21 protein-coding genes are annotated in these 19,557 nt (G+C 49.3%); 19 read left to right on the forward strand and 2 right to left on the reverse strand.

Annotation, left to right across the window (positions count from 1 at the left end; genetic code table 11):
- Positions 1-61 precede the first annotated feature (61 nt).
- Genes LG211_RS12285 through LG211_RS12310 form a run of 6 tightly spaced genes read left to right on the forward strand, consistent with a single transcriptional unit; the run spans position 62 to position 8,873 of the window.
- Entirely contained in the window at positions 62-2,200 is a 2,139-nt protein-coding gene (locus tag LG211_RS12285) for a M28 family peptidase (protein WP_269477626.1), read from the forward strand.
- A 12-nt stretch (positions 2,201-2,212) separates the two neighbouring features.
- Entirely contained in the window at positions 2,213-3,649 is a 1,437-nt protein-coding gene (locus LG211_RS12290; RefSeq protein ID WP_269477627.1) for a M28 family peptidase, read from the forward strand.
- 26 nt (positions 3,650-3,675) lie between these two features.
- Entirely contained in the window at positions 3,676-4,968 is a 1,293-nt protein-coding gene (locus LG211_RS12295; protein WP_269477628.1) for an MFS transporter, read from the forward strand.
- A gap of 25 nt (positions 4,969-4,993) precedes the next feature.
- Entirely contained in the window at positions 4,994-6,214 is a 1,221-nt protein-coding gene (locus LG211_RS12300) for a saccharopine dehydrogenase family protein (RefSeq protein WP_269477629.1), read from the forward strand.
- Between the two features lie 24 nt (positions 6,215-6,238).
- Positions 6,239-8,224, forward strand: coding sequence for an oxidoreductase (locus tag LG211_RS12305; RefSeq protein ID WP_269477630.1), 1,986 nt, complete (start codon positions 6,239-6,241; stop codon positions 8,222-8,224).
- Complete coding sequence (locus LG211_RS12310; protein ID WP_269477631.1) at positions 8,202-8,873, forward strand: zinc-binding metallopeptidase family protein; 672 nt, start codon at positions 8,202-8,204, stop codon at positions 8,871-8,873. Before LG211_RS12305 ends, LG211_RS12310 begins: the two co-directional genes overlap by 23 nt.
- Before the next feature lie 162 nt (positions 8,874-9,035).
- Here the strand turns inward: LG211_RS12310 and LG211_RS12315 are convergent, their stop codons facing one another.
- Complete coding sequence (locus tag LG211_RS12315) at positions 9,036-9,473, reverse strand: Rpn family recombination-promoting nuclease/putative transposase (protein WP_253019795.1); 438 nt, start codon at positions 9,471-9,473, stop codon at positions 9,036-9,038.
- A gap of 17 nt (positions 9,474-9,490) precedes the next feature.
- Entirely contained in the window at positions 9,491-9,829 is a 339-nt protein-coding gene (locus LG211_RS12320; RefSeq protein WP_269477632.1) for a PD-(D/E)XK nuclease family transposase, read from the reverse strand.
- A gap of 310 nt (positions 9,830-10,139) precedes the next feature.
- Between LG211_RS12320 and LG211_RS12325 the strand changes: the two genes are divergently transcribed.
- The 13 genes from LG211_RS12325 to LG211_RS12385 all read left to right on the forward strand — a co-directional run bounded on the left by LG211_RS12325 (position 10,140) and on the right by LG211_RS12385 (position 19,527).
- A complete protein-coding gene (locus tag LG211_RS12325; RefSeq protein ID WP_269477633.1) occupies positions 10,140-10,673 on the forward strand; it encodes a TetR/AcrR family transcriptional regulator in 534 nt (177 codons plus the stop codon).
- A complete protein-coding gene (locus tag LG211_RS12330) occupies positions 10,670-11,164 on the forward strand; it encodes a flavodoxin family protein (protein ID WP_269477634.1) in 495 nt (164 codons plus the stop codon). Before LG211_RS12325 ends, LG211_RS12330 begins: the two co-directional genes overlap by 4 nt.
- Positions 11,161-11,808, forward strand: a complete 648-nt coding sequence (locus LG211_RS12335; protein ID WP_227755310.1) for an NAD(P)H-dependent oxidoreductase — start codon at positions 11,161-11,163, stop codon at positions 11,806-11,808. Before LG211_RS12330 ends, LG211_RS12335 begins: the two co-directional genes overlap by 4 nt.
- 590 nt (positions 11,809-12,398) lie before the next feature.
- Positions 12,399-13,280, forward strand: a complete 882-nt coding sequence (locus tag LG211_RS12340; RefSeq protein WP_148395807.1) for a 4Fe-4S double cluster binding domain-containing protein — start codon at positions 12,399-12,401, stop codon at positions 13,278-13,280.
- 3 nt (positions 13,281-13,283) lie between these two features.
- Positions 13,284-13,805, forward strand: a complete 522-nt coding sequence (locus LG211_RS12345) for a nitroreductase family protein (protein WP_148395806.1) — start codon at positions 13,284-13,286, stop codon at positions 13,803-13,805.
- Positions 13,806-13,925: 120 nt separating this feature from the next.
- On the forward strand, positions 13,926-14,396 hold the full coding sequence (locus LG211_RS12350) for a 2-thiouracil desulfurase family protein (protein ID WP_148395805.1): 471 nt from the start codon (positions 13,926-13,928) through the stop codon (positions 14,394-14,396).
- A 15-nt stretch (positions 14,397-14,411) separates the two neighbouring features.
- Positions 14,412-14,897: a DUF6652 family protein gene (locus LG211_RS12355; protein WP_269477635.1), complete on the forward strand. Its 486-nt coding sequence runs from the start codon at positions 14,412-14,414 to the stop codon at positions 14,895-14,897.
- Between the two features lie 96 nt (positions 14,898-14,993).
- On the forward strand, positions 14,994-15,716 hold the full coding sequence (locus LG211_RS12360) for a Fic family protein (protein ID WP_148395803.1): 723 nt from the start codon (positions 14,994-14,996) through the stop codon (positions 15,714-15,716).
- A 117-nt stretch (positions 15,717-15,833) separates the two neighbouring features.
- On the forward strand, positions 15,834-16,355 hold the full coding sequence (locus tag LG211_RS12365) for a DUF5720 family protein (RefSeq protein WP_269477636.1): 522 nt from the start codon (positions 15,834-15,836) through the stop codon (positions 16,353-16,355).
- Between the two features lie 30 nt (positions 16,356-16,385).
- Positions 16,386-17,258, forward strand: a complete 873-nt coding sequence (locus tag LG211_RS12370; protein WP_269477637.1) for a DUF6017 domain-containing protein — start codon at positions 16,386-16,388, stop codon at positions 17,256-17,258.
- A gap of 72 nt (positions 17,259-17,330) precedes the next feature.
- On the forward strand, positions 17,331-18,314 hold the full coding sequence (locus LG211_RS12375) for a toprim domain-containing protein (protein WP_269477638.1): 984 nt from the start codon (positions 17,331-17,333) through the stop codon (positions 18,312-18,314).
- Between the two features lie 16 nt (positions 18,315-18,330).
- Entirely contained in the window at positions 18,331-18,615 is a 285-nt protein-coding gene (locus LG211_RS12380) for a helix-turn-helix domain-containing protein (RefSeq protein WP_269477639.1), read from the forward strand.
- A complete protein-coding gene (locus LG211_RS12385) occupies positions 18,616-19,527 on the forward strand; it encodes a hypothetical protein (RefSeq protein WP_269477640.1) in 912 nt (303 codons plus the stop codon).
- Positions 19,528-19,557: the final 30 nt, after the last annotated feature.

Below are 19,557 nucleotides of genomic sequence, written 5' to 3' on the forward strand. Positions count from 1 at the left end.
TATATTAGTTTCATCACCAGAGATAGTGAGTACCGGTATGAGAAAACAAAGGAGGAAAATCGTGAGCAAAAACCCGATGATCGAAACGAATATCAAACGCTTTTGCGAAAATCTGGATATGGAATATCAGGTCAGTTTTATTAAGAACTATTCGCAAATAGGCGACAGCGAGCTCTACGGAGGTAAGCATTGCGGCAGCGATGCGGAGCACCGAGGATCGGAATACATAAAAACGGAGCTCGAAACATTGGGCCTCGACCATGTGGAGATGCTGCCGTGCAGCACCAGCAGGTATCAGTTTCGCGATGCCGCATTAAAAGTCAAAGGCCAGGAACGAGTGATAAAACCTTACGGCTATGTTTCTCCGGGCACGGATGAAAAAGGGATCACCGCACAGCTTGTGGACGTAAAAAAATCAGTGAAGGAAGTCTACGAAACCTGTGAGGTGAAAGGCAAAATCGCACTGCTGGAAGCCATGGGCGCGTTGGAAAGCGGAAATCTTGCGGGGCAGATCGAAGAGGCGGTGCTGCATGGAGCATGCGCGGCCGTCATATACGCCACAGAAGATATCTTAAATGATGAAACCATCCGCGTACAGACACCGAGTCTCAGCAACAATATCCCCATCGTTGGGATATGCAAAAAAGATGCGGATTATCTGAAAGAGGAGCTAAAGCAAAAAAGCAGTCTAAAAGTCACCCTGACGGTGGACGCGGAATTTATCCCCGACGGCGGAACAACCTATAATGTTGTCGGAGAAATCACCGGAGCATTGAGCGAAGAGGCCATCGTTTACAGCGCCCATCTGGATCATTTTTTCAGCTGTCTGCAGGATAACATGTCCTCCTGCGCCAGCCTGCTGGGAATTGCCAAGGCAATGAAAGCCTCCGGATATGTGCCTGCAAGGACGATCATTTTTGCGTTCCACGGCAGCCACGAAACCGGCCGGACCGATACCAGATACCCATACATCCACGGCTCCTACAAACTGGTTCACGAAGCAAAACCCCAGTGGACAGGAAAGGTAATCGCCAATATCAACTTTGAATACACGGCCTTAAGCCTGAAGGAGCTGAAAGCAATAGGCTGTATCGGCGGCAGCGGCCTGCTTGAGGATTATTTTAGATATGCACCAAGGCTGGTGGGCGGATTCCAAGCAATAGCCGAAGAAGTGGATACGGAAAGCTACTATTTGTGCTCCTGGTGCGACGGCATTTCCTATCATGGGGAAGGGATTCCCGTATTTGGAAACGATATCATCACCGAACAGATGGAACAGGGCACTTCACCCTACATAGGCAGAGACCATTCCAACCACGATAACTGGGAAATCTTTGATGTAAAAGCCTTGGAAGACACGGCGAGATTCTACGGAGGGCTGGGCATTTATCTCGACCAGATGCCTTATCTGCGAATTGATTTTTCCGAACAGGCCCAGCGAATCAAACGAGAGCTAAAAGGCGAATTACTGAACAAACTCGGCCTTTCCTGTGAAGTATACTTTGCAGCTGTCGATGAACTGGAGCAACGGGGAAAGGCCGCGGCACAGACGATAGTAAGCGGCAATGACCGATATCTTGGCCAGTTGGAAAAAGGCCTCAGCCAAGCCAGACGAAAACAGCATTACGATGAAGCGAGAAAGGAAAATGTGCGGACGCTGCAGATATACGAACTGTTTTCCCGTGAAATCGACAAAATCAACCAATTTGATTTCTTATGCCTAGGAAGCGCCAAATACGCGGAAGACATCGAAGCTCTATTCAATACAATCGCCTTGATCCAAAAAGGCAATTTGGAAAAGGCCATGGAGGAAGGGATCGCCTACGTTGATTTAGCCTTAGCCTCTTATTACTTTAGCGAGCAGATTGTCGAGCATATGCAGGCGCAGATTTGTTCTCCAAAGTACGCGGATAAAAGAACCTGGGCCAGAGGGAGAGAAGTCCATGTTTCCACTTGCTATGCCCTTGTCAACAACCTGCTGCGTAAGCTCAATATGACGTCAAGCGGATTCAGAAATCCATTATCCATGATCAAGGCGGGCCTGATTCTGAAAGTCAGACCACTGCGAAACCGCTTTTTTCGCGATACCCTCCATGAGATAGAGGAAGCGATAGAAGAGGAAAAGAAATACATGGCCGAGACAATGGCCGAAGAAAAAGACAGCATCAGAAAAGCCATCACCATACTGAAAAACGATTAGGAGGTTTTATTTATGACATTGATCAACAAAGCGCTATTTCCGAAAAAAGAGGAAATCTTCTCCTGGATTGAGGACCTGAGCCAGTGGGGACACAGAAAAACCGGCACACCGGAAGGCAGAAAATCCGCCGAATATATTGCGGAAAAAATGAGGAGCTTCGGACTGGAAGACGTAAAAATTGAAAAGGTGCCTTCAATCTGCATGACGGTAGAGGATTACGCCTTGAGCATTGACGGCGGGGAAATCCCATGCTTTTACGCCAACGGCACCAACCGAGGCGCGGAAAGCGGCACCTTTGAAATCGGAACTGACGGAGAAGCGCAAGAATTTCTTTACCTGGGAAGCGGAGAAGAGGAGGACTTTGCAAATGTGGATATCAAAGGCAAGATTGTCGTTTGCGACATCTATTTTCCGCCCATTGATATTACCGGCCTGATGGAAATGTTTGAAGGAGCCCAGCTCTATGACCCCCAGGGAAAAGCCGCCAAGGAACTGAAAAAATACCATATCTATACGCCGGGCAACTGGCCGTTTAACTATTACAGAGCGCTCCACAGCGGAGCCGCCGGATTTGTCGGCATTCTGGAAAATTATTACGACGATCCGTATTGGTACAGTGAAGATTACGATGATATCGGCAATCTTTATGGCGTCGACTATATGTCGCTGCCCGCTCTGTGGATTTCGAGAAGCAGCGGCAAAGAAATGAAGGAAAAATTCGCAAAGCAGTCCCAGCTCAAAGGCCATATGAAGATGAAATCCACCTACGGATATAAGAATGCCCTGAATGTGAGCGGAAAGCTGGCTGGCAAATCGCCGGAGATCATCCTTGCCCACTCCCACCACGATGCAGTCTTTTCCGGCGCGGTCCAGGATGCTTCGGGAATTTCAGAAATGCTGGCACTAGCCAAGTATTTTTCCCGGCTTCCCAAAGAACAGCGTGAAAAGACAATGATGTTCGCGGCTACGGACACCCATTACACAGATTACGAGGGACATCAGGCCTTTATACGCAGGAGACAGGAGCTGGGAGAAAAACTAATTCTCGACCTGGCCATGGAGCATATTGGAAAAGAAACCTACTTTGACGACGACTACCTTGAGCATGAGACCGGCGAGCCTGAAAGCAGGCTGGTCTACATTTCCAAATATCCGGGGCTGCAAGACATGGTGATCGACAAATTCAAACAATATGAGCTGGATAAAACCCTCTTCTGCCCGGTGGAGCTGAAAAACGGCCTCGGTGAGGAGTATGAGTTCAGTGAAGATGAAGTGATTTCAGACGCATATTATTTCAATGAAGCGGGGATTCCTGTGGTCAGTATGGTTTCCGGGGAAATGTACATTTATCACCCGTCCGATAAGCCTGACCGGATCCCGCAGGAAGCGCTCGAACCAGTGGGCATGGCTTTTGCGGAAATCGCTCTGGCAGCCGCGGAAAAACTCTGATGGGTCTTGAAAAGGGAGGTGCCATTATGACAGATAACTTGATAAGCAGGCCGAAGATTTCTAAAAAAGCTGGCATTATCAGCATGATCATGCTTCTGATTGTAGGTGTGCTCAGCAATTACATTTACGCTCTCAATATTTACGTAGAGCCGCTGCATAACGCCCACGGCTGGTCCATGAATACCATCGTACTTGCCTATTCGACGGCCATGTTCTGCGAAGTGCCGGCCTATGTGGTAGGCGGATGGCTTTCCAGCAGGTTCGGCATGAAAAAGATCCTGGTCATCTCCGGCGTATTATACGGTCTCGCCATTCTGGTGAGCGGCCTTACGTCTTCGGTAGCCGTATTTATCTTTTCGCAGGGCATTGTGGCCTCGCTGGCCATGTTCGGCATTTTTATCGCGACGCTGGCCTTGATCAACGTGCTGTATCCGGGAAAAAAGGGACTGGTCATGGGCCTGTTCTACGGCAGCCAGGCGCTGGGCGGGGCGGCAATGGCTCCGATGGCGCACTTTTTCATAGAAAAGCTGGATGTGAGCATGGCCCTCGTATGGCAGGGCGCGATCTTTGCCGTCGTTATGTTCATCTGCTGCATGCTGGTGACTGATCCGACCAAAGGCGACGCCAAAACCATGTCAAAGCTTCAGGAAGAGGCGGAAAAAGAAGAAGCGGAAGCGGCTCTGGAAGGAAAGAGCGAAGAAGCCAGACCGACCATGCGCTGGAAAAAGGTGTTTACCTATCCGGCCTTCTGGATTTTCTTCGTATCGCTGATCCTGATACAAATGATCGGTAATGTGCTAGTGACAGATATTTCTTATCTGGCGAAAACCAATTATGGCGCATCGGGCGCTGACGGAGCGTGGGTCGCATCGGCTTTTGCCATCGGCGCCGGAGCCGGGGGCGTGGTCATCGGATATATTTCCGATAAGATCGGACCGTATAAGACGACCTGCTATCTGGGGATTATTGACGGCATACTGCTGCTGATCCTAATCCTCATCGGCACCGACAATTTCATGTTCTTCGGAGTGATGTGCGCGATTCAGGGGTTTACCTACAACGGTATGACCACGCTGAATCCAGTGATGCTGACCGATTCCTACGCGGCCGAGGATTTGGGGATTACCATGGGCTGTATGGCCATCGCCTATACGGTGGTCGGTGTGGCCGGACCGCAGCTGGGACTTGTGGTCGCCTTTGTCCCTATGGTTGTCATCTGCGCTGTTTTCAGTATCATCGGCGGATTGCTTTCAAAAATGTCCTGTAAGTCATTGAATAAATATTACCGCTCAATCGGTAGTAAATGCCAGGTGAGATAATCAATAGAAAGGGAGTTATTTAATTATGAAAAAAATATTAGTATTAGGAACCGGCGCCCAGGGCTCAACCGTAGCGCAGAGAATGGATGAAGAACCAAATGTAAGCGAAATCATCTGTGCGGATGCGGATCACAAAGCCGTCGATGAGCTGGTGAAGATTTTGAAAAAAGCCAAAGGCATCTATGTGAATGCCGACGATACGGATAGTATCATCAAAGCGGCGGAAGGTGTGGATTTGATTGTCAACGCCCTGCCTATCGGCTTTGCACCCAAAGTTTTAGAGGCAGCAATCGCTGTCAAGGCCAACTACCAGGACTTCGCTGCCACGGACGTCCTGGATCCCTGGTGGCCCAAATGCGTGGAAATCATGTATAGCGATTATGGCAAACGGTTTAAAGCCATTGGCAAAATGGCCATCATCGGTACAGGTTCCGCGCCGGGTATGATGTGTGTAGCCGCTAAAAGTTCTATGCGATATTTGGATACCTGCGATGATATCCTGATGATGGTCTATGAAGGCGTGGAAGCCAAGCGTTTCCTGCCGTTCTGGTGGTCCCCCTTCACCGCGCTTTCCGATATGACGGATCCGACTTTTGCCTTAAAAAACGGTGAGTTGGTAGAAACAGAACCTCACAGCTTACCTGTGACCAGACACTTCAAAGGCTGCCAGCGCCCCGTTACGTTAGTGGAGCATGCCCACGACGAAACAGTATATATGGGGCTCAACAAGGATACGCATTTCAAGGGCGCGAAAAATATTAACTTTAAATACGGCGGCGTCGGAATCGACTTTTCCACGCCTCTTTATCGGGCCGGCCTTCTGTCCCGTGAAGAAGAGACTTATAAAGGACACACCTTTATTCCATTTGATGTCATCGTTTCCCACCTGCCGCCGGCGCCCAAATACCATGATGAGATTAAAGAGATTCTGGACGAAGGGCTGGTAAAGGACGAAGGCGCATTTGTCGTGGAAGCCGCGGGAACGAAAGATGGAAAAAAGGTATTGGCGGAAACGTATCTTTATGCGCCGGGCTGCGTCGAATCCTTTGAGCGGGCCGGGATCACCGGAGAAATGTATTTGACAGGGCAGTGCGGATCGCTGTTTACAAAGATGTTCGTCAATGGCGATTACACCCAGACCGGCCTGATTTCTTCCGATATGCTGACCTATGAAGAATGTGACAAATACCTGGGCTATGCGGAAAAACTGGATATTACCCTGGAAACAGAAGTGAAACTACTGTAAAGATGAGAGAAAGGAATCAGCAGTATGACACAATACAAAGAATTATTTGAACCCGCGCAGATCGGAACCTGCGCTATCAAAAACAAAACGTCCATGGCCCCTATGGGGCCGGTGGGTTATGCGGACGCTTTCGGGGCCTTTGATCAGAGGCTCCAGGATTATTACGTGGAACGGGCCAGACACGGAATTGGTCTAATCATAACCGGAATTTGCAGTGTGGATATAGGGATTGAGGGAATGCCACTTTCGGGAATTCCTTGCCCTACGGTAGAACCCATCAAGTTTATCCATAATGCGTATCAAATGAATGAACGAATCCACGCGTATGGGGCGAAGGTTTTCCTGCAGCTGACCGGCGGCCTGGGAAGAAGCGCGCTGCCCGGCTTTGTGTCAAAAGCGATCGCCCCGTCCGAGCAGGGAAACCGCTTTGACCCAAGTATCATCCATCGAGAAATGACGAAGGATGAGATTATGAACCTGATCCAAAAATTTATTGCTTCGGCTGTAATTGCTAAAAGAGCCGGGTTTGACGGTGTGGAAATCCATGCGGTACACGAAGGATATTTGCTGGATCAGTTTGCCATTGAACTGTATAACAAACGGGCGGACGAATTTGGCGGGAGCTTGGAAAATCGGCTCCGCATATCGACGATGATCGTCCAGGGAATCAAAAAAGCTTGTGGGCAGGATTTCCCTGTGAGCCTGCGCTATAGCCTGAAAAGCTGCATGAAGGGCCTGCGGCAGGGCGGGCTTCCAGGGGAAGAATACGAGGAAGCAGGTAAAGATATAGAAGAAGGCATAGAAGCAGCGAAAATACTGGTGGCGGCCGGATACGACGCGCTCAATGTGGACGCGGGAACCTATGATTCCTGGTATTGGAACCATCCGCCGATGTATTTTGAAGATGGCTGTTATCGGGAGTTCGGAGAAATCTTAAAAAAAGCCGTCGATGTGCCCATTATTCTCGCGGGCAAGATGGAAAACCCGCAGATGGCCGTAGAAGCCTTGGGCAAAAGCTGCGATATCGTCAGCTATGGGCGGCAGCTTTTATGCGATGCGGAATACGTGGAAAAGCTGCGCACAGGCAGATTGGATGAGGTGCGGCCTTGCCTTGGATGCCACGAAGGCTGTCTGGGAAGAATCGGGCATGGGCCGGTCAGCTGCGCGGTCAACCCTGGCTGCGGCAGAGAAACCATTTACAACATCATTCCGGCAGCTGTGAAAAAAAAGATTTTGATAATAGGCGGCGGTATCGCAGGCCTGGAAGTTGCCAAGACGGCTACAGAATCCGGACACAACGTCACTTTATGCGAGAAGTCAGACCAGCTCGGCGGCAACTTGATTGCGGGAGGCGTTCCTCATTTTAAGCACAATGATCACAAGCTGATTCAATATTATCAAAGACAGATGGAACTTCTGTGCGTAGATGTGAGAACGAATACCAACGTTACAAGGGAGGACATCGCAAGTTATCAGCCGGACATCATCATCGTCGCCACGGGTTCAAAGGCTAGGAAAATCAAACTACCCGGAGTGGACCGGGCTGTAACGGCAGAAGAAGTTCTGCTGAATCCTGACTTAGCAAAGGATCAGGTGGTAGTGGTAGGCGGGGGCCTGGTAGGGTGTGAGACTGCGTTGTGGCTGGCCCAGCAAGGCAAGGAAGTAAATGTTGTGGAGATGCTGCCGGAGATTATCGGCGGGCCGGGGACGATTCCCCATATGAATGACTTCATGCTTCGCGATTTACTGAATTTCCATAAAGTCGGAATTCATACAAGCGCCCAATTTGTCGAGGCCAGAGATCATGCGGTTGTTGTAAAGAAGGACGATGAATGCCTGGAGCTCCCCGCAGAAACCATCGTTCTTTCCGTAGGCTATGAATCCGAGAATCAGCTTTATGAAGCAATCAAGGATCTGGAGATTCCCGTCTATAATATCGGCGATTCCCAGAAGGTGCATAACATTATGTATGCCATATGGGATGCGTATGAGTTGGCAAGAAACTTGTGATCTTCTAATCATAGAGGTGAACGATGAAAAAAAGATTAAAATAATATTGATTGTCTTACTGTGCATTGTAATAGCGGCCGCCTTGCTATTGTGCGGATTTCTGATAAAACAGCATATTACGATCAAGAAAACCTGCAAGACGGAGAATTCGCCGGTTGCCGATTACAGCAGTATTCTGCCCGATAAAGAGAAGACCTATGGATATGTGAAGGAACTGGTCGGCATGGGTGCAAGGCGGCCTGGAACAGAGGCTGGAGAAAAAGCGCGGCAATATGTGAAAGACAAATACGAGGATCTGGGATTGGGAAATGTACAGATTGCCCCATCCAAAATTTCTTTATGGTTTGTAAGCAAGCGGGGGCTTACGGTAAACGGCAAAGCGGTGCCGTCTTATTACATGTCACATACCATGACAGACGGGACGCTTGGGGAGTTTTCTACTCCGGACGGAGGTGTTGAGGCGGAAATCGTCTATGTTGGCGCCGGAGCTGAGGCGGATTTTGAAAAGAACATGGCATCGAGCGATTTGCATCGATCGCGGCGGATTTTTTCGGCGAGGAGCTGCCGACCGCCGCGGATCTGCTCCATCAGGCGGGAGTACCTGTCATCAACTATATCAGCGCGCCGATTTATTTGTATTCGGATTTAGATACGTTGGATAAGGTTTCACCTGAACAGCTGGATAAGGTGACGAAGGCGTTTATTGATATCGTCTGGCGGCTGGACGACATACCGGAGGAGGAACTGAAACGATAAAAATAAAGGCATTCTGATTTCCTTCGGAATGCCTTTATATGGCTGTGTACGAAAATCACAGCGCTTCTATTTCCTCAACACTCAAACCAGTGAATTCTGCAATTTCTTCCAGGGGTTTGTTTTTCTTCTTCATCTTAAGCGCCATCTCCTTTTGTGCTTCTTTTTTGCCTTCCTGTCTCTCCAGCATTTTTTCTTCATATTCGTTCATATACTTCACTCCAATCTCTTCACTGGATCGGATCGCTTCGATTTTTCTGTGCATCCTGCGGATTTTTTCATTGCCCGAAGCTTCTGCTGCCTGCTGTGACGTGCGCTCTAAATAGTTCAGCAGCGCGATCAGCTCGTCGCTGACACCGGTTTTGTCGGCTCCATGGGTATTGAGAAAGATCCTTGTGGCGCCGTCGTTCAGCTCCAGCCCCGGCACCTCCTCGCAGCCCATCCGGAATGTGTATCGGTACAGACCGCGTCCGAAGAGGTCGAAGGGCATGGCCATGATGACAAAAACATCGTTCAGCTTCCCATATAGTCGATTTCGCCCGGCTTGAGCAGCTTGCTGTCGATCAGCCCGTGGTAGAGCCGGCTGCGCTTGGGAAGGTTATAGGTATTACGCTGCTGCACCTCCGTATCATAGATGACATTCTCTTCGTCCATAGCCCAGACGTCCATGCGAATCTGTTTCGTCCAGAGGCTTTTACGCTCTTCCTTTTCGGTTTGGGGCAAATGCTTGAGAACCACGTCTTTACCGAGGATGATTTCCAGCATATCCTGCAAGGTCTCCGGGTCTTCGACTGCTTCTGCGAATAAAAAACGATCCAGTAAGTTAAAATCTTTTAATTCTTTTTTCTTCAATGTGTTTCCTCCTTTTAGTATACGATGAAAGCCTCGTGCTTGCAAGTTCTCTGGGATTTCTGGCATAAATTCTGCATGGCATCTTGTATGTGTTCAGTGGTTGGATTGGTTTCCATTTTATTACATACATTAAAATGTCAATATTTTCCATAAAATAATTAGAATTGCCAGAGAGTGTTCATAAACAGCCTTTAACCAAAAAAATCGCCCTTGACAATTCGGACAATGAAATATAACATAAGTTATATAACGACTGTAATTTTGAAAGGATAAGGAAATGCCAAAACAGAAAATAACTAAGGAACTTATTATGAAAGCTGGATTTTCGCTGGTCAGGAAGAAAGGCTATGAGGCGGTAAATGCTCGGAGCGTCGCCAATGCTGCGGGCTGTTCTGTTCAGCCAATCTATAGCTGCTATGCCAACATGGAACAGCTGATGGAAGAGCTGTTTGACCATTGCCGCGGCTACCAGCTGGATTATGTTCGCAGCCATTTGGATGAGACGAATTACTTCGGTTCTTCAGGAAGGGCGCATATTTCCTTTGCACAGGAGGAACGGGAATTATTTAAATTCATTTTTTTATCCAAATATGTGAAGGGAACTGCAGTGGAAGATATTTACGTGCAATACGGTCTGCAAGAGGTAACAGATAGTATTGAAGCTACGCTGGGCCTCAGTAAGGATAAGGCAAAACGACTTTACCTGGATATGATGATCTACACCCATGGTATAGCGGCAATGGTGGCCGCAGGAGGGATGAGCTTATCGTTTGAGAATATCCATGAGAATGTCGATCGTGCGTACAATGCGTTTTTGACTCAGGCAAAGGAGAATGAGAGATGAGGCTTGTCATTTGCGACCTGCCCCAGGAGCAGGTAAAAAAATTGCTGGAAGGAAAAAAAGACATAGAACTGATTACTTGTGATGAACACGCCGGGACCTGTATCGGATGTTTTGACTGCTGGCTTTTAACGCCGGGACGCTGTGTGATTCGAGACAGCTATGGAGACATGGGCGCTAAGCTGGCAGCGTGCAGCCAGTTACTCATTATCAGCCGGTGCAGTTACGGCGGATTCAGCCCCTCTGTAAAAGCAATCCTGGACCGATCCATACCGTATCTTCACCCTGATTTTCGAATCAAAGAAGGGGAGATGCACCATAAGATGCGATACAAGAATTCGATTAAAATACAGGTTTGTTTTTATGGAGATGCAATAACAAAGCAAGAGAAGAAAACAGCCCATGGGCTGCTGCTGGCCAATAGCCTTAACCTGGGGGCTGAGCTGGAAAAGGTGGAGTTTCTTTCGTCTATGGAAGGAGTGGGGATCCAATGAAAATTGCGTTTATAAACGGCAGCCCCAAGAAAACAGGAAGCGCTTCTGCTATGCTTATTGAGGAAATGACCGCATGCCTTGAGGATATGGAAACAGTACAGTACCATGCGTATAACGGTGCATTTGCAATCCCGGAGGCGCTGAAGGAACAAGATGCCATGGTTTTCGTATTCCCGCTGTATGTCGATGGGGTGCCTTCTCATCTGGTGCGTTTGCTGGAAAGGTTGGAAACCACTTTGCACGGAAAAAGCATTTCTGTATATGCAGTAGTAAACTGCGGTTTTTTTGAGGGTGAACAAAACCGATGGGCGCTGGAAATCATGCATAACTGGTGCGTAAAAGCGGGCTTGAGCTGGGGCCGCGGCCTTGGCATCGGCGGCGGCGGGATGCTTTCCATGCTGAAAGATGCTCCGCCGGATAAAGGCCCGAAAAAAACCATCAGCAGAGGGATCGACCAGCTGGTTCACAGCATCAGAGAAAACACCCATGGGCAAGAGTCCGCAGCCGATCTTTTGGTTTCACCAAATTTTCCTAGAAGATTATATATGCTGGCCGCACAGATGGGATGGCGGCGGCAGATTAAAAAGAACGGTCTGAAAGCCAAAGATTTGGGAAGAAAAGAAGGCTGTATACGCCTTACTTGATTCTCGATAGCGAGTTTATGACAGCGCTGGAAAAGCGGCTAAGAGCGGCGTGGATGTACGCATCACTATCCCCCCCCGCCGTATACCCACCAGCAAGCCAGTGAGAGCAAAGAGGCCAGTTTGGGAGATTTGGGACTCTTTGCGTAAAAAGGAAAAAAGATAGACGAAATTTACCCTGTTTTCAACGATTGAGCCATCTCAAATTCGCCTTAAAGCAGGGATTCCCGCTTTTTGGCAAGATCAGTCTCCGCAAACCCACAGATTTGCGAAAAAAATGAAAGTTCTTATAAAAATTTTCCGACTTCCGGCCCCGGAGGCCAGTTTCAAAACACTATCACTGCTCGCTGCCTGACAGTATTTATGCTAGCACAAGGTTTTCATTGTATACCTTGCAATCCACGTCGCAGCAAGATTCAGTATTTTTACCCTGCGGCAACGCCGGATTCAATAGTAAAAATACTATACCATATTATAAACGTATCTCTTCAAATAACAACCTTCTGGCAATCGGCCGGACGTTATGGTAGAATGAGGCCAGAAAGAGTGGCGCTATCGATGAAAAAGGAAATCCTGGATAGGGGGCTGGAAAGATGGATATAAGAACCACCATTCAAAACGTATTTCAAAGCCTGGAGAAAAACAATTTTGCCGTTTTAGGCTTTGCGGACGAACCCATGTGGGAAGCGCCCATTGTGGGTGTTTCCGCCGGAAATGACAGCTATTACGACTTTATAAAGGAACATATCGGTCCGTTTCACTGGAGCCCGTCGGAGGTTTTTGCTCTGAAATATGAGGACGTTCCCGCCGCAGACCGCCTGCGGGTGGTGTCCATGATCTTTCCCCAAACGGAAAAGACCAGGGCCATGCAGCAAAAAGCCAAGGTTTTCCCCTGCGACCGCTGGCTGGTCAGCAGAGGAGAATGGGAACCCCTGATGGAGGAGTTTTCCGGAAAACTGGTGGCAGAATTGGAAGCGCAGAGTTACCGATGTGTGTCCGTCGACCTGCAGCCGGAGTTCAGCCGTGAAACATCGCCCGATTTGGGGATCGCGTCCAAATGGTCCCACCGCCATGCGGCCTTCGCCGCGGGACTGGGAACCTTTGGGTTATCCGATGGTTTTATTTCGGAAAAAGGAAAGGCCATCCGAATTACGTCCATGGTTATTGAAGCAGATCTGGAGCCTACGGACCGGAAGGGCAGGGGCCCTTACGACTGGTGCCTCTATGCCTTCAACGGCAGCTGCGGCGCATGCATCAAGCGGTGTCCGGTTCATGCCATCGATGAAAAGGGGCATGATAAAGCAGCCTGCTCTGCCTACGAAGATGAGGCTTGTGATGCCTACTGGCCAGCGCATATTGAGCGCGGAACCTATATCTTTGGCTGCGGGCTCTGTCAGAGCAGCGTACCATGCCAAAACCGGCGTCCGGTCCCGGATGATGCCGAAACGGTGCCAACCAAAGAACAGGAGGAATGAACCATGATTGAAAAACTTACAAAGCGGCGCAGCATCCGCAAATATACGGACGAGCCAATTGCTGATGAAAAGCTGAACACCATTCTCAAAGCCGGACTGCTTTCCCCGACCTCAAAGAATCTCCACCCTTGGGAATTCTTGGTGGTCCAGGATAAGGAAGCGCTGAACAGGCTGGCGGACAGCCGCCAGATGGGCGCCGATATGCTCAAAGGGGCTGCGGCGGTGATCATCGTCATGGCTGACACCACAGTCAATGACGTTTGGGTGGAGGACTGCTCCATCGCTATGAGCAATATGCATCTGACCGCAGCCGACCAGGGCGTGGGCAGCTGCTGGATCCAGGTCCGCTGTCGGCAGAGCAGAACCCCAGGCGTGACCACGGACAAATTCATCAAAGAGCTCTTTGGAATCGAAGAAAAATATGCGGTAGAAGCGATGCTTTCTTTAGGTATGCCGGAAAAGGAGCGCAGACCGATGACTCTGGATGAAAAGCTATGGGATAAGGTTCATTACGAGAAGTTTTAGCGATGTGCAGAAAAACGGAAATAGATCGGGAGGCTGCTGTGAAAGGGCTGGATATAGCTAAAAAGGTGGAAATGTTAAAAGCCGCCTTTGAATATAGGAAGTATCAGGGAGGTAGTTGAAATGAAGAAAATTTTAGTAAGTGAATGTCTTTACGGAGGAAAAATCGTAAGATACGATGGCGGAGACACGACAGAAACGGATCCTCGATTTTTGAAATGGAAAGAAGAAGGACGGCTGATTCCGGTCTGCCCTGAAGTCTTTGGCGGTTTGCCAACGCCAAGGCCCGATTCACAGAGAGTGGGAGATAAAGTAATGGCTCAGACCGGGGAAGATGTGACAAAAGAGTATACGCTGGGGGCTGAGGAAGCGCTGCGATTGGCTAAGGAACACCAAGTCGTTTTCGCGATCATGAAACAGGATAGCCCTTCCTGCGGGAGCAAATTTGTTTATGACGGAACCTTCACGGATACGAAGAAGGAAGGACAGGGACTAGCGGTTGAATATCTGAGAAATGCAGGCTTCACAGTTTTCGCAGAAGAAGATCTTGATGAGGCGGAGAAACTGCTGTTGAAATTGGAGGCAGAAGCATAAGGAGGATTTTCTACAGTGAAGCGAGTTAGGATGCTGCTGATAGCCGTTTACATATATTTTTCGTTGCTTATTGCAGAGCTGGCATCCATTACAGTTTTGATAATTTCCAATATAGCCAGGGCATGTAAGCAGTACGCTGCAGAAGATTACACAGGCCTGCGGCGCGGCATGAGGCGCCTCAAGCTGAGTTTGATTCCATTCTTTGTTTTGAACTTTCTGCTTTGCATGGTGGTAGCCCTGGTTATTTTTGCAGCGTCACGAGGGTTCGCGATTTTTATACCCTGGGTGTGGATATGGGTAGTTTGCGCCATTGGCATCACCTACCTTATAGCGGCGGGGACTTCCGCTTATGGGATTTTATTTGTCAGAGCCTTGAGGAAAAAGGGGCTTGTTTTAAAAAAACAGATGGTGCTTCATATGGTTTTTCAATTCTGTTTTGTAGCGGATATTATTGATACGATCGTTCTCCTTAAAAAGTATAAAGAGGGAACTCACGCTTAAGTCATAAACGTTCATATTGCAAGATGTTATTCCGATAAAGTTGATATTATTCCGATAAGGGGGTATAATATTATCTTACAGATTGGAGTGGTTTTTATGTTTATGACGGTAAAAGAGACGGCGAATAAATGGGGAATTTCTGACAGAAGAATCCGAACTTTATGCTCACAGGGGAAAATAGCCGGTGCATATCAGGATGGCCGCAGCTGGAAAATTCCCGTGGATGCCGTTAAACCGGCAGATGGAAGATATAGGTCAAGGAAAACTCTGCTTGACATGATAGACAGGAAGAAAGCTGAACTGGATGCAAGAAGACCATTAACAGCAGGAGAAGCCGCGAGACTGAATGAAGAATTTGTAGTGGAGTATACTTATAATTCCAACGCCATTGAAGGGAATACCTTGACTTTGAGAGAGACGGATATGGTACTCAGGGGACTGACAATTGGTCAAAAGCCGCTGAAAGACCATATGGAAGCAGTTGGTCATAAAGAAGCCTTTGAATTTGTCAGTGAATTAGTAAGAAAAAATACACCTCTTACTGAAGACATAATCAAGCAAATTCATTATTTTGTGCTTGCGGACAAAAGAGAGGACCGCGGTGTATATCGCAGGGTACCGGTGCGTATTATGGGCGCAAAACATGAACCTGTTCAGCCTTATTTGATTATACCGAGCATGGAGCAGCTGATTGAACGATACGCCGCAAGTGAAGAACATATCATACCCAAGTTGGCGCGTTTTCACATTGAATTTGAGGGAATTCATCCCTTTATTGATGGTAATGTAACACAGAGACACCAGCAGAAAGCGGCATAACAGCGGCAGACTGCTTTGTACATAAAATTGAATAGCGTATATGCCAAAGGACATTTCATCTTTTATTTAGGTGGATGTCCTTTTTTTGTACCCATTTTCAGGAGAAAGGAGACTCACATGGAACTGAACGAAATGGAAAAACGGATGCTGTACCAGACAGAGGGCTGTGAACGGTATGCCATTATCAATGAGCTTTTTATGGCTTCGCAGTATGCCGGTGATCCGGCACGGAGGAAAGCGGCAAAGGACCTTATGGAAAAGTTGCGTCCCCTGTCAGATGCCGAGTGCATGGACCTAGTGAGGGATATTCAGAAAAATTACCGGCTTCCGCAGGAAGGGCGAACCATCGGGGAGCTGATCGCGGAGGCTCGGCAGAAATCCGGCGCGGAAAAATTAAAGGGGCATGACATCATGGCGCTGGAACGCTTCGACCCGGAGGTAAAGCACATGATCGTCTTTGATGTGCTGTCTTATGATTCCCCTGTCGGAGATAAGGGCGATAAGATGCGTCTGTTCCTTACGGATGTCGGCTATCAGAAATTTTTGGACAGCCAGGAACAGGGCGAAGTCAAACTGAAAAACCATGCGAAGGTTTCAGGCGGGCACCTCCACTATGACCGCAGGGACCGCGCCTTGTAACGGAAATAACCGGAGAAAGGAGGCTGTGAAATGGCTGTATTCCGGGTAGAAAAAACGAAGGACTTCACGATCATGTGCAACCACCATCTGCGCAATACGGAACTGTCCTTAAAGGCAAAGGGGCTTCTCTCCCTCATGCTGTCGCTGCCGGAAGATTGGGACTATACCACAAAAGGGCTCGCCCATATCTGTAAGGACGGTGTGGATTCCATCACCACCGCCCTGAAAGAACTGGAGCGGCATGGGTATCTCACCAGGCAGCGCCTCCGCTATGGGAACGGGCAGCTCGGAGATATTGAATATACGATCCATGAAAAGCCTGTAAACGCTGAAAAACAGGCGTTTCTACCTAAACGGGAAAATCCAAGACAGGTAAATCCTGGACAGGCAAAACCTGAACAGGCGGAACCTGAACAGGAAAATCCCGCACAATTAAATACTAATCCATTAAAAACTAAAAAATCAAAAACGGATATATCAAGGACTTATCCATCAATCTATCCGGCAGAGCCGGAGACGGCAGACCGCCCGGATGGGATGGATCGGATTGAGCTGATAGACGCATACAGCAAAATCATCAAAGAAAATATCGAGTATGACTGTATGGTCTCCCGGTATGGGACGGAACGCTTAGACGAGACTGTAGAACTTATGCTTGAAGTGGTTTTATCCAAACGGCCATATATCCGTATTGCCGGGGATGATTTTCCCAGAGAGGTGGTAAAGAGCCGTTTCCTGAAGATCAATTCCGGCCACTTGGAGTATGTCTTTGACTGTATTGACAAGAACACTACAAAAGTCGGAAATATCAAGGCATATTTGCTGGCGGCGCTGTATAATGCCCCGGCAACAATGGACAGTTATTACCGTGCCGAGGTCAACCATGACCTGTACGGCTGTTAGGCGTCTCTGGGCGTCTTTTTTCATCACGGAAAGGAGGCGGGGCACGATGAAAAGAAATACTGTGCCGGCACGATGCCCGGCGTAACCAAAGAACAGATTCAGGCGGCGCGGGAGGCGGACCTGTTCGCATACCTGCAGTTCCATGAGCCTAGGGTACTGAAACGGGACGGGCCCAATTACCGGCACAAGGAACATGACAGCCTGGTCTATGTGACCGGGAAAAGGTACTGGTACTGGAACAGCCGGGGCCGGAGTATCAACGCCCTGGATTATCTGATCCAGATTCGGGGCTATGGGCTGGTGGATGCGGTCCATACGCTGGTAGGCGGAGAAATCCAGCAGGCACCGGCCTATCGGAGTGCAACAGAAAAAGCCCATGTGCAGAAAGAACCGGAGAAGAAACCTTTTTCTCTCCCCTGGGCCAGACGGTGTGCTACCTCTGCTGTTTCCTATTTACAGCGGCGCGGGATCAGCTCTGATGTGATTGGCCGGTGTTTCCGGAAAGGGCTGTTCTATGAGGCACGGTATCATGGCGAGCCGGTCTGTGTGTTTGTGGGAAAGGATGAAGCCGGCAAAGCGAAGTTTGCCTGTATGCGGAGCATTACCGGCAATCTCAGAAAAGATGTTTACGGCAGCGACAAGGAATATAGCTTCTGCTATCCACCGAGGAATCCGGGCAGCCGCCATGTGGCGGTCTTTGAGGCACCCATTGACGCCCTCTCCCATGCCACGCTGCAGGAATTGGAAGGCTGGAAATGGGACGGCTACCGGCTGTCTTTGGGCGGCACTTCCCATGTGGCGCTGACTGCATTTTTGAAACGCCACCCGGAAATCCGGCGCGTCAGCCTCTACATGGACAATGACCTTGGCGGCCTTAAAAATGCCAGGAGGATCAAGGCAATGCTCCATGAAGATCAGCGGTTCAAACATATCCGGGTGGGGATCAACCCGCCCCGTATAGGAAAGGACTACAACGAAATGCTGCTCCATGTTACGGAGAAAATGAAAGACCATCAACAACAATGCCGCCAGAAACAGGCGGCTATTTCAATTTGACAGGAGGATTTTAGAAATGATGAACACAGAGAACACCGCTTTACAGATGATTGCTGAAGCTGCCCGGTGTCCGGACTATGACCCCGACATGGTTAAGGCCCTGATGGAAAAACTGGATATGAACGAGAAAGGCTTTGCGCTTCTGATGAACGTCGCCCCTTCCACGGTCCGGCTCTGGACCAGCGGTGCAGCGCAGCCATGCGGAACAGCAAAGCGGCTCATGCAGATTTACGAGACCGGGCCGGAGATCGTCGGCAAGATTGCCGGAGGGCAGCCGCCGGCAGATGGGAGGAATCTATAAATGGCACCGGTCACTATGAAAGATGATGCGCTTCCGCAGATTCACTTAGTCCGTGATACGGATTTAGGTGTATTTGCCTATGAGCTCCATATCCTGGCCGGGGATTTCCTGCGGGAAAGTGAATTCAACCTGCGCTCACTGGCAACCAACACCGGGCAGGATTCTATCGCTATCATGGGAAAAAACCACATATGGCTTGCTGATGCCCTGTCTGCCTACTATCCCACAGGAGAGCTTTACCGGATGGCCGCCATGACGGAATACCCCGGTGCCAGGGCTTTCCTGTTCCACACAGAGCGTAAGGAGGACGGACGGCTGTACGGGGATGTCCTGATGACGGACCTTGACACGCTGCGGCAGGACATAGAACGGAATACCCTCTACCCTTACGGAGTCAACATGGAATACCGGGACGGCACGAAGGCGGAGGCAGGCATTGAAAAATGGGAGGCAATGGAACTATGCGAAAAGGATGCCCTGAAAACCTGGCGCTACCTTTATGCGCCGGAGCAGGTGACGGAATGGCAGTACCGCTATTCTAACCGGTTCAGCCAATGGAAGGAGCAGGCATTTTCCTATATGCCGCAGGATTTGGAGGAACTTCTGAATGTGGAGTATATGGAGGAGGCGCAGAACCCGGACACAGATATGTACCGCATACCCCTGGGGACAGCGAAGCAGATGCTCCTTGACGGCGGTCCGGTCTACCGCCTTTTTCCCGGAGGGCCGGAAAAGGTACCGCCGATTGCGGCAGTCACGGGGCTCTGGTATGAGAATTACCGGGAGTTTGCCGTTACCCCGGAGGATTTGGGCGCACTTGACCGATTGGTCCGCAGGGAAACGGACCGGATCATGGGAATACGCCCGCAGCCTGATAAATCACAGGAACGCCGCCCTTCCCCAGAGCGGTGATTTTTTATGACAGATTGGAGGTGATAAGGA

The sequence above is a fragment of the Hominibacterium faecale genome (assembly GCF_020734085.1).
In the GTDB taxonomy this organism is placed as follows: Bacteria; Bacillota; Clostridia; order Peptostreptococcales; family Anaerovoracaceae; genus Hominibacterium; species Hominibacterium faecale.

What these genes read in the sequence shown, in the direction of transcription:
- LG211_RS12290 (WP_269477627.1), top strand. Translation starts at nt 2,213, where the DNA reads ATGACATTGATCAACAAAGCGCTATTTCCGAAAAAAGAGGAAATCTTC.
- LG211_RS12295 (WP_269477628.1), top strand. Translation starts at nt 3,676, where the DNA reads ATGACAGATAACTTGATAAGCAGGCCGAAGATTTCTAAAAAAGCTGGC.
- LG211_RS12300 (WP_269477629.1), top strand. Translation starts at nt 4,994, where the DNA reads ATGAAAAAAATATTAGTATTAGGAACCGGCGCCCAGGGCTCAACCGTA.
- LG211_RS12305 (WP_269477630.1), top strand. Translation starts at nt 6,239, where the DNA reads ATGACACAATACAAAGAATTATTTGAACCCGCGCAGATCGGAACCTGC.
- LG211_RS12310 (WP_269477631.1), top strand. Translation starts at nt 8,202, where the DNA reads ATGAGTTGGCAAGAAACTTGTGATCTTCTAATCATAGAGGTGAACGAT.
- LG211_RS12315 (WP_253019795.1), bottom strand. Translation starts at nt 9,473, where the DNA reads ATGGCCATGCCCTTCGACCTCTTCGGACGCGGTCTGTACCGATACACA.
- LG211_RS12325 (WP_269477633.1), top strand. Translation starts at nt 10,140, where the DNA reads ATGAAAGCTGGATTTTCGCTGGTCAGGAAGAAAGGCTATGAGGCGGTA.
- LG211_RS12330 (WP_269477634.1), top strand. Translation starts at nt 10,670, where the DNA reads ATGAGGCTTGTCATTTGCGACCTGCCCCAGGAGCAGGTAAAAAAATTG.
- LG211_RS12335 (WP_227755310.1), top strand. Translation starts at nt 11,161, where the DNA reads ATGAAAATTGCGTTTATAAACGGCAGCCCCAAGAAAACAGGAAGCGCT.
- LG211_RS12340 (WP_148395807.1), top strand. Translation starts at nt 12,399, where the DNA reads ATGGATATAAGAACCACCATTCAAAACGTATTTCAAAGCCTGGAGAAA.
- LG211_RS12345 (WP_148395806.1), top strand. Translation starts at nt 13,284, where the DNA reads ATGATTGAAAAACTTACAAAGCGGCGCAGCATCCGCAAATATACGGAC.
- LG211_RS12350 (WP_148395805.1), top strand. Translation starts at nt 13,926, where the DNA reads ATGAAGAAAATTTTAGTAAGTGAATGTCTTTACGGAGGAAAAATCGTA.
- LG211_RS12360 (WP_148395803.1), top strand. Translation starts at nt 14,994, where the DNA reads ATGTTTATGACGGTAAAAGAGACGGCGAATAAATGGGGAATTTCTGAC.
- LG211_RS12365 (WP_269477636.1), top strand. Translation starts at nt 15,834, where the DNA reads ATGGAACTGAACGAAATGGAAAAACGGATGCTGTACCAGACAGAGGGC.
- LG211_RS12370 (WP_269477637.1), top strand. Translation starts at nt 16,386, where the DNA reads ATGGCTGTATTCCGGGTAGAAAAAACGAAGGACTTCACGATCATGTGC.
- LG211_RS12375 (WP_269477638.1), top strand. Translation starts at nt 17,331, where the DNA reads ATGCCCGGCGTAACCAAAGAACAGATTCAGGCGGCGCGGGAGGCGGAC.
- LG211_RS12380 (WP_269477639.1), top strand. Translation starts at nt 18,331, where the DNA reads ATGATGAACACAGAGAACACCGCTTTACAGATGATTGCTGAAGCTGCC.
- LG211_RS12385 (WP_269477640.1), top strand. Translation starts at nt 18,616, where the DNA reads ATGGCACCGGTCACTATGAAAGATGATGCGCTTCCGCAGATTCACTTA.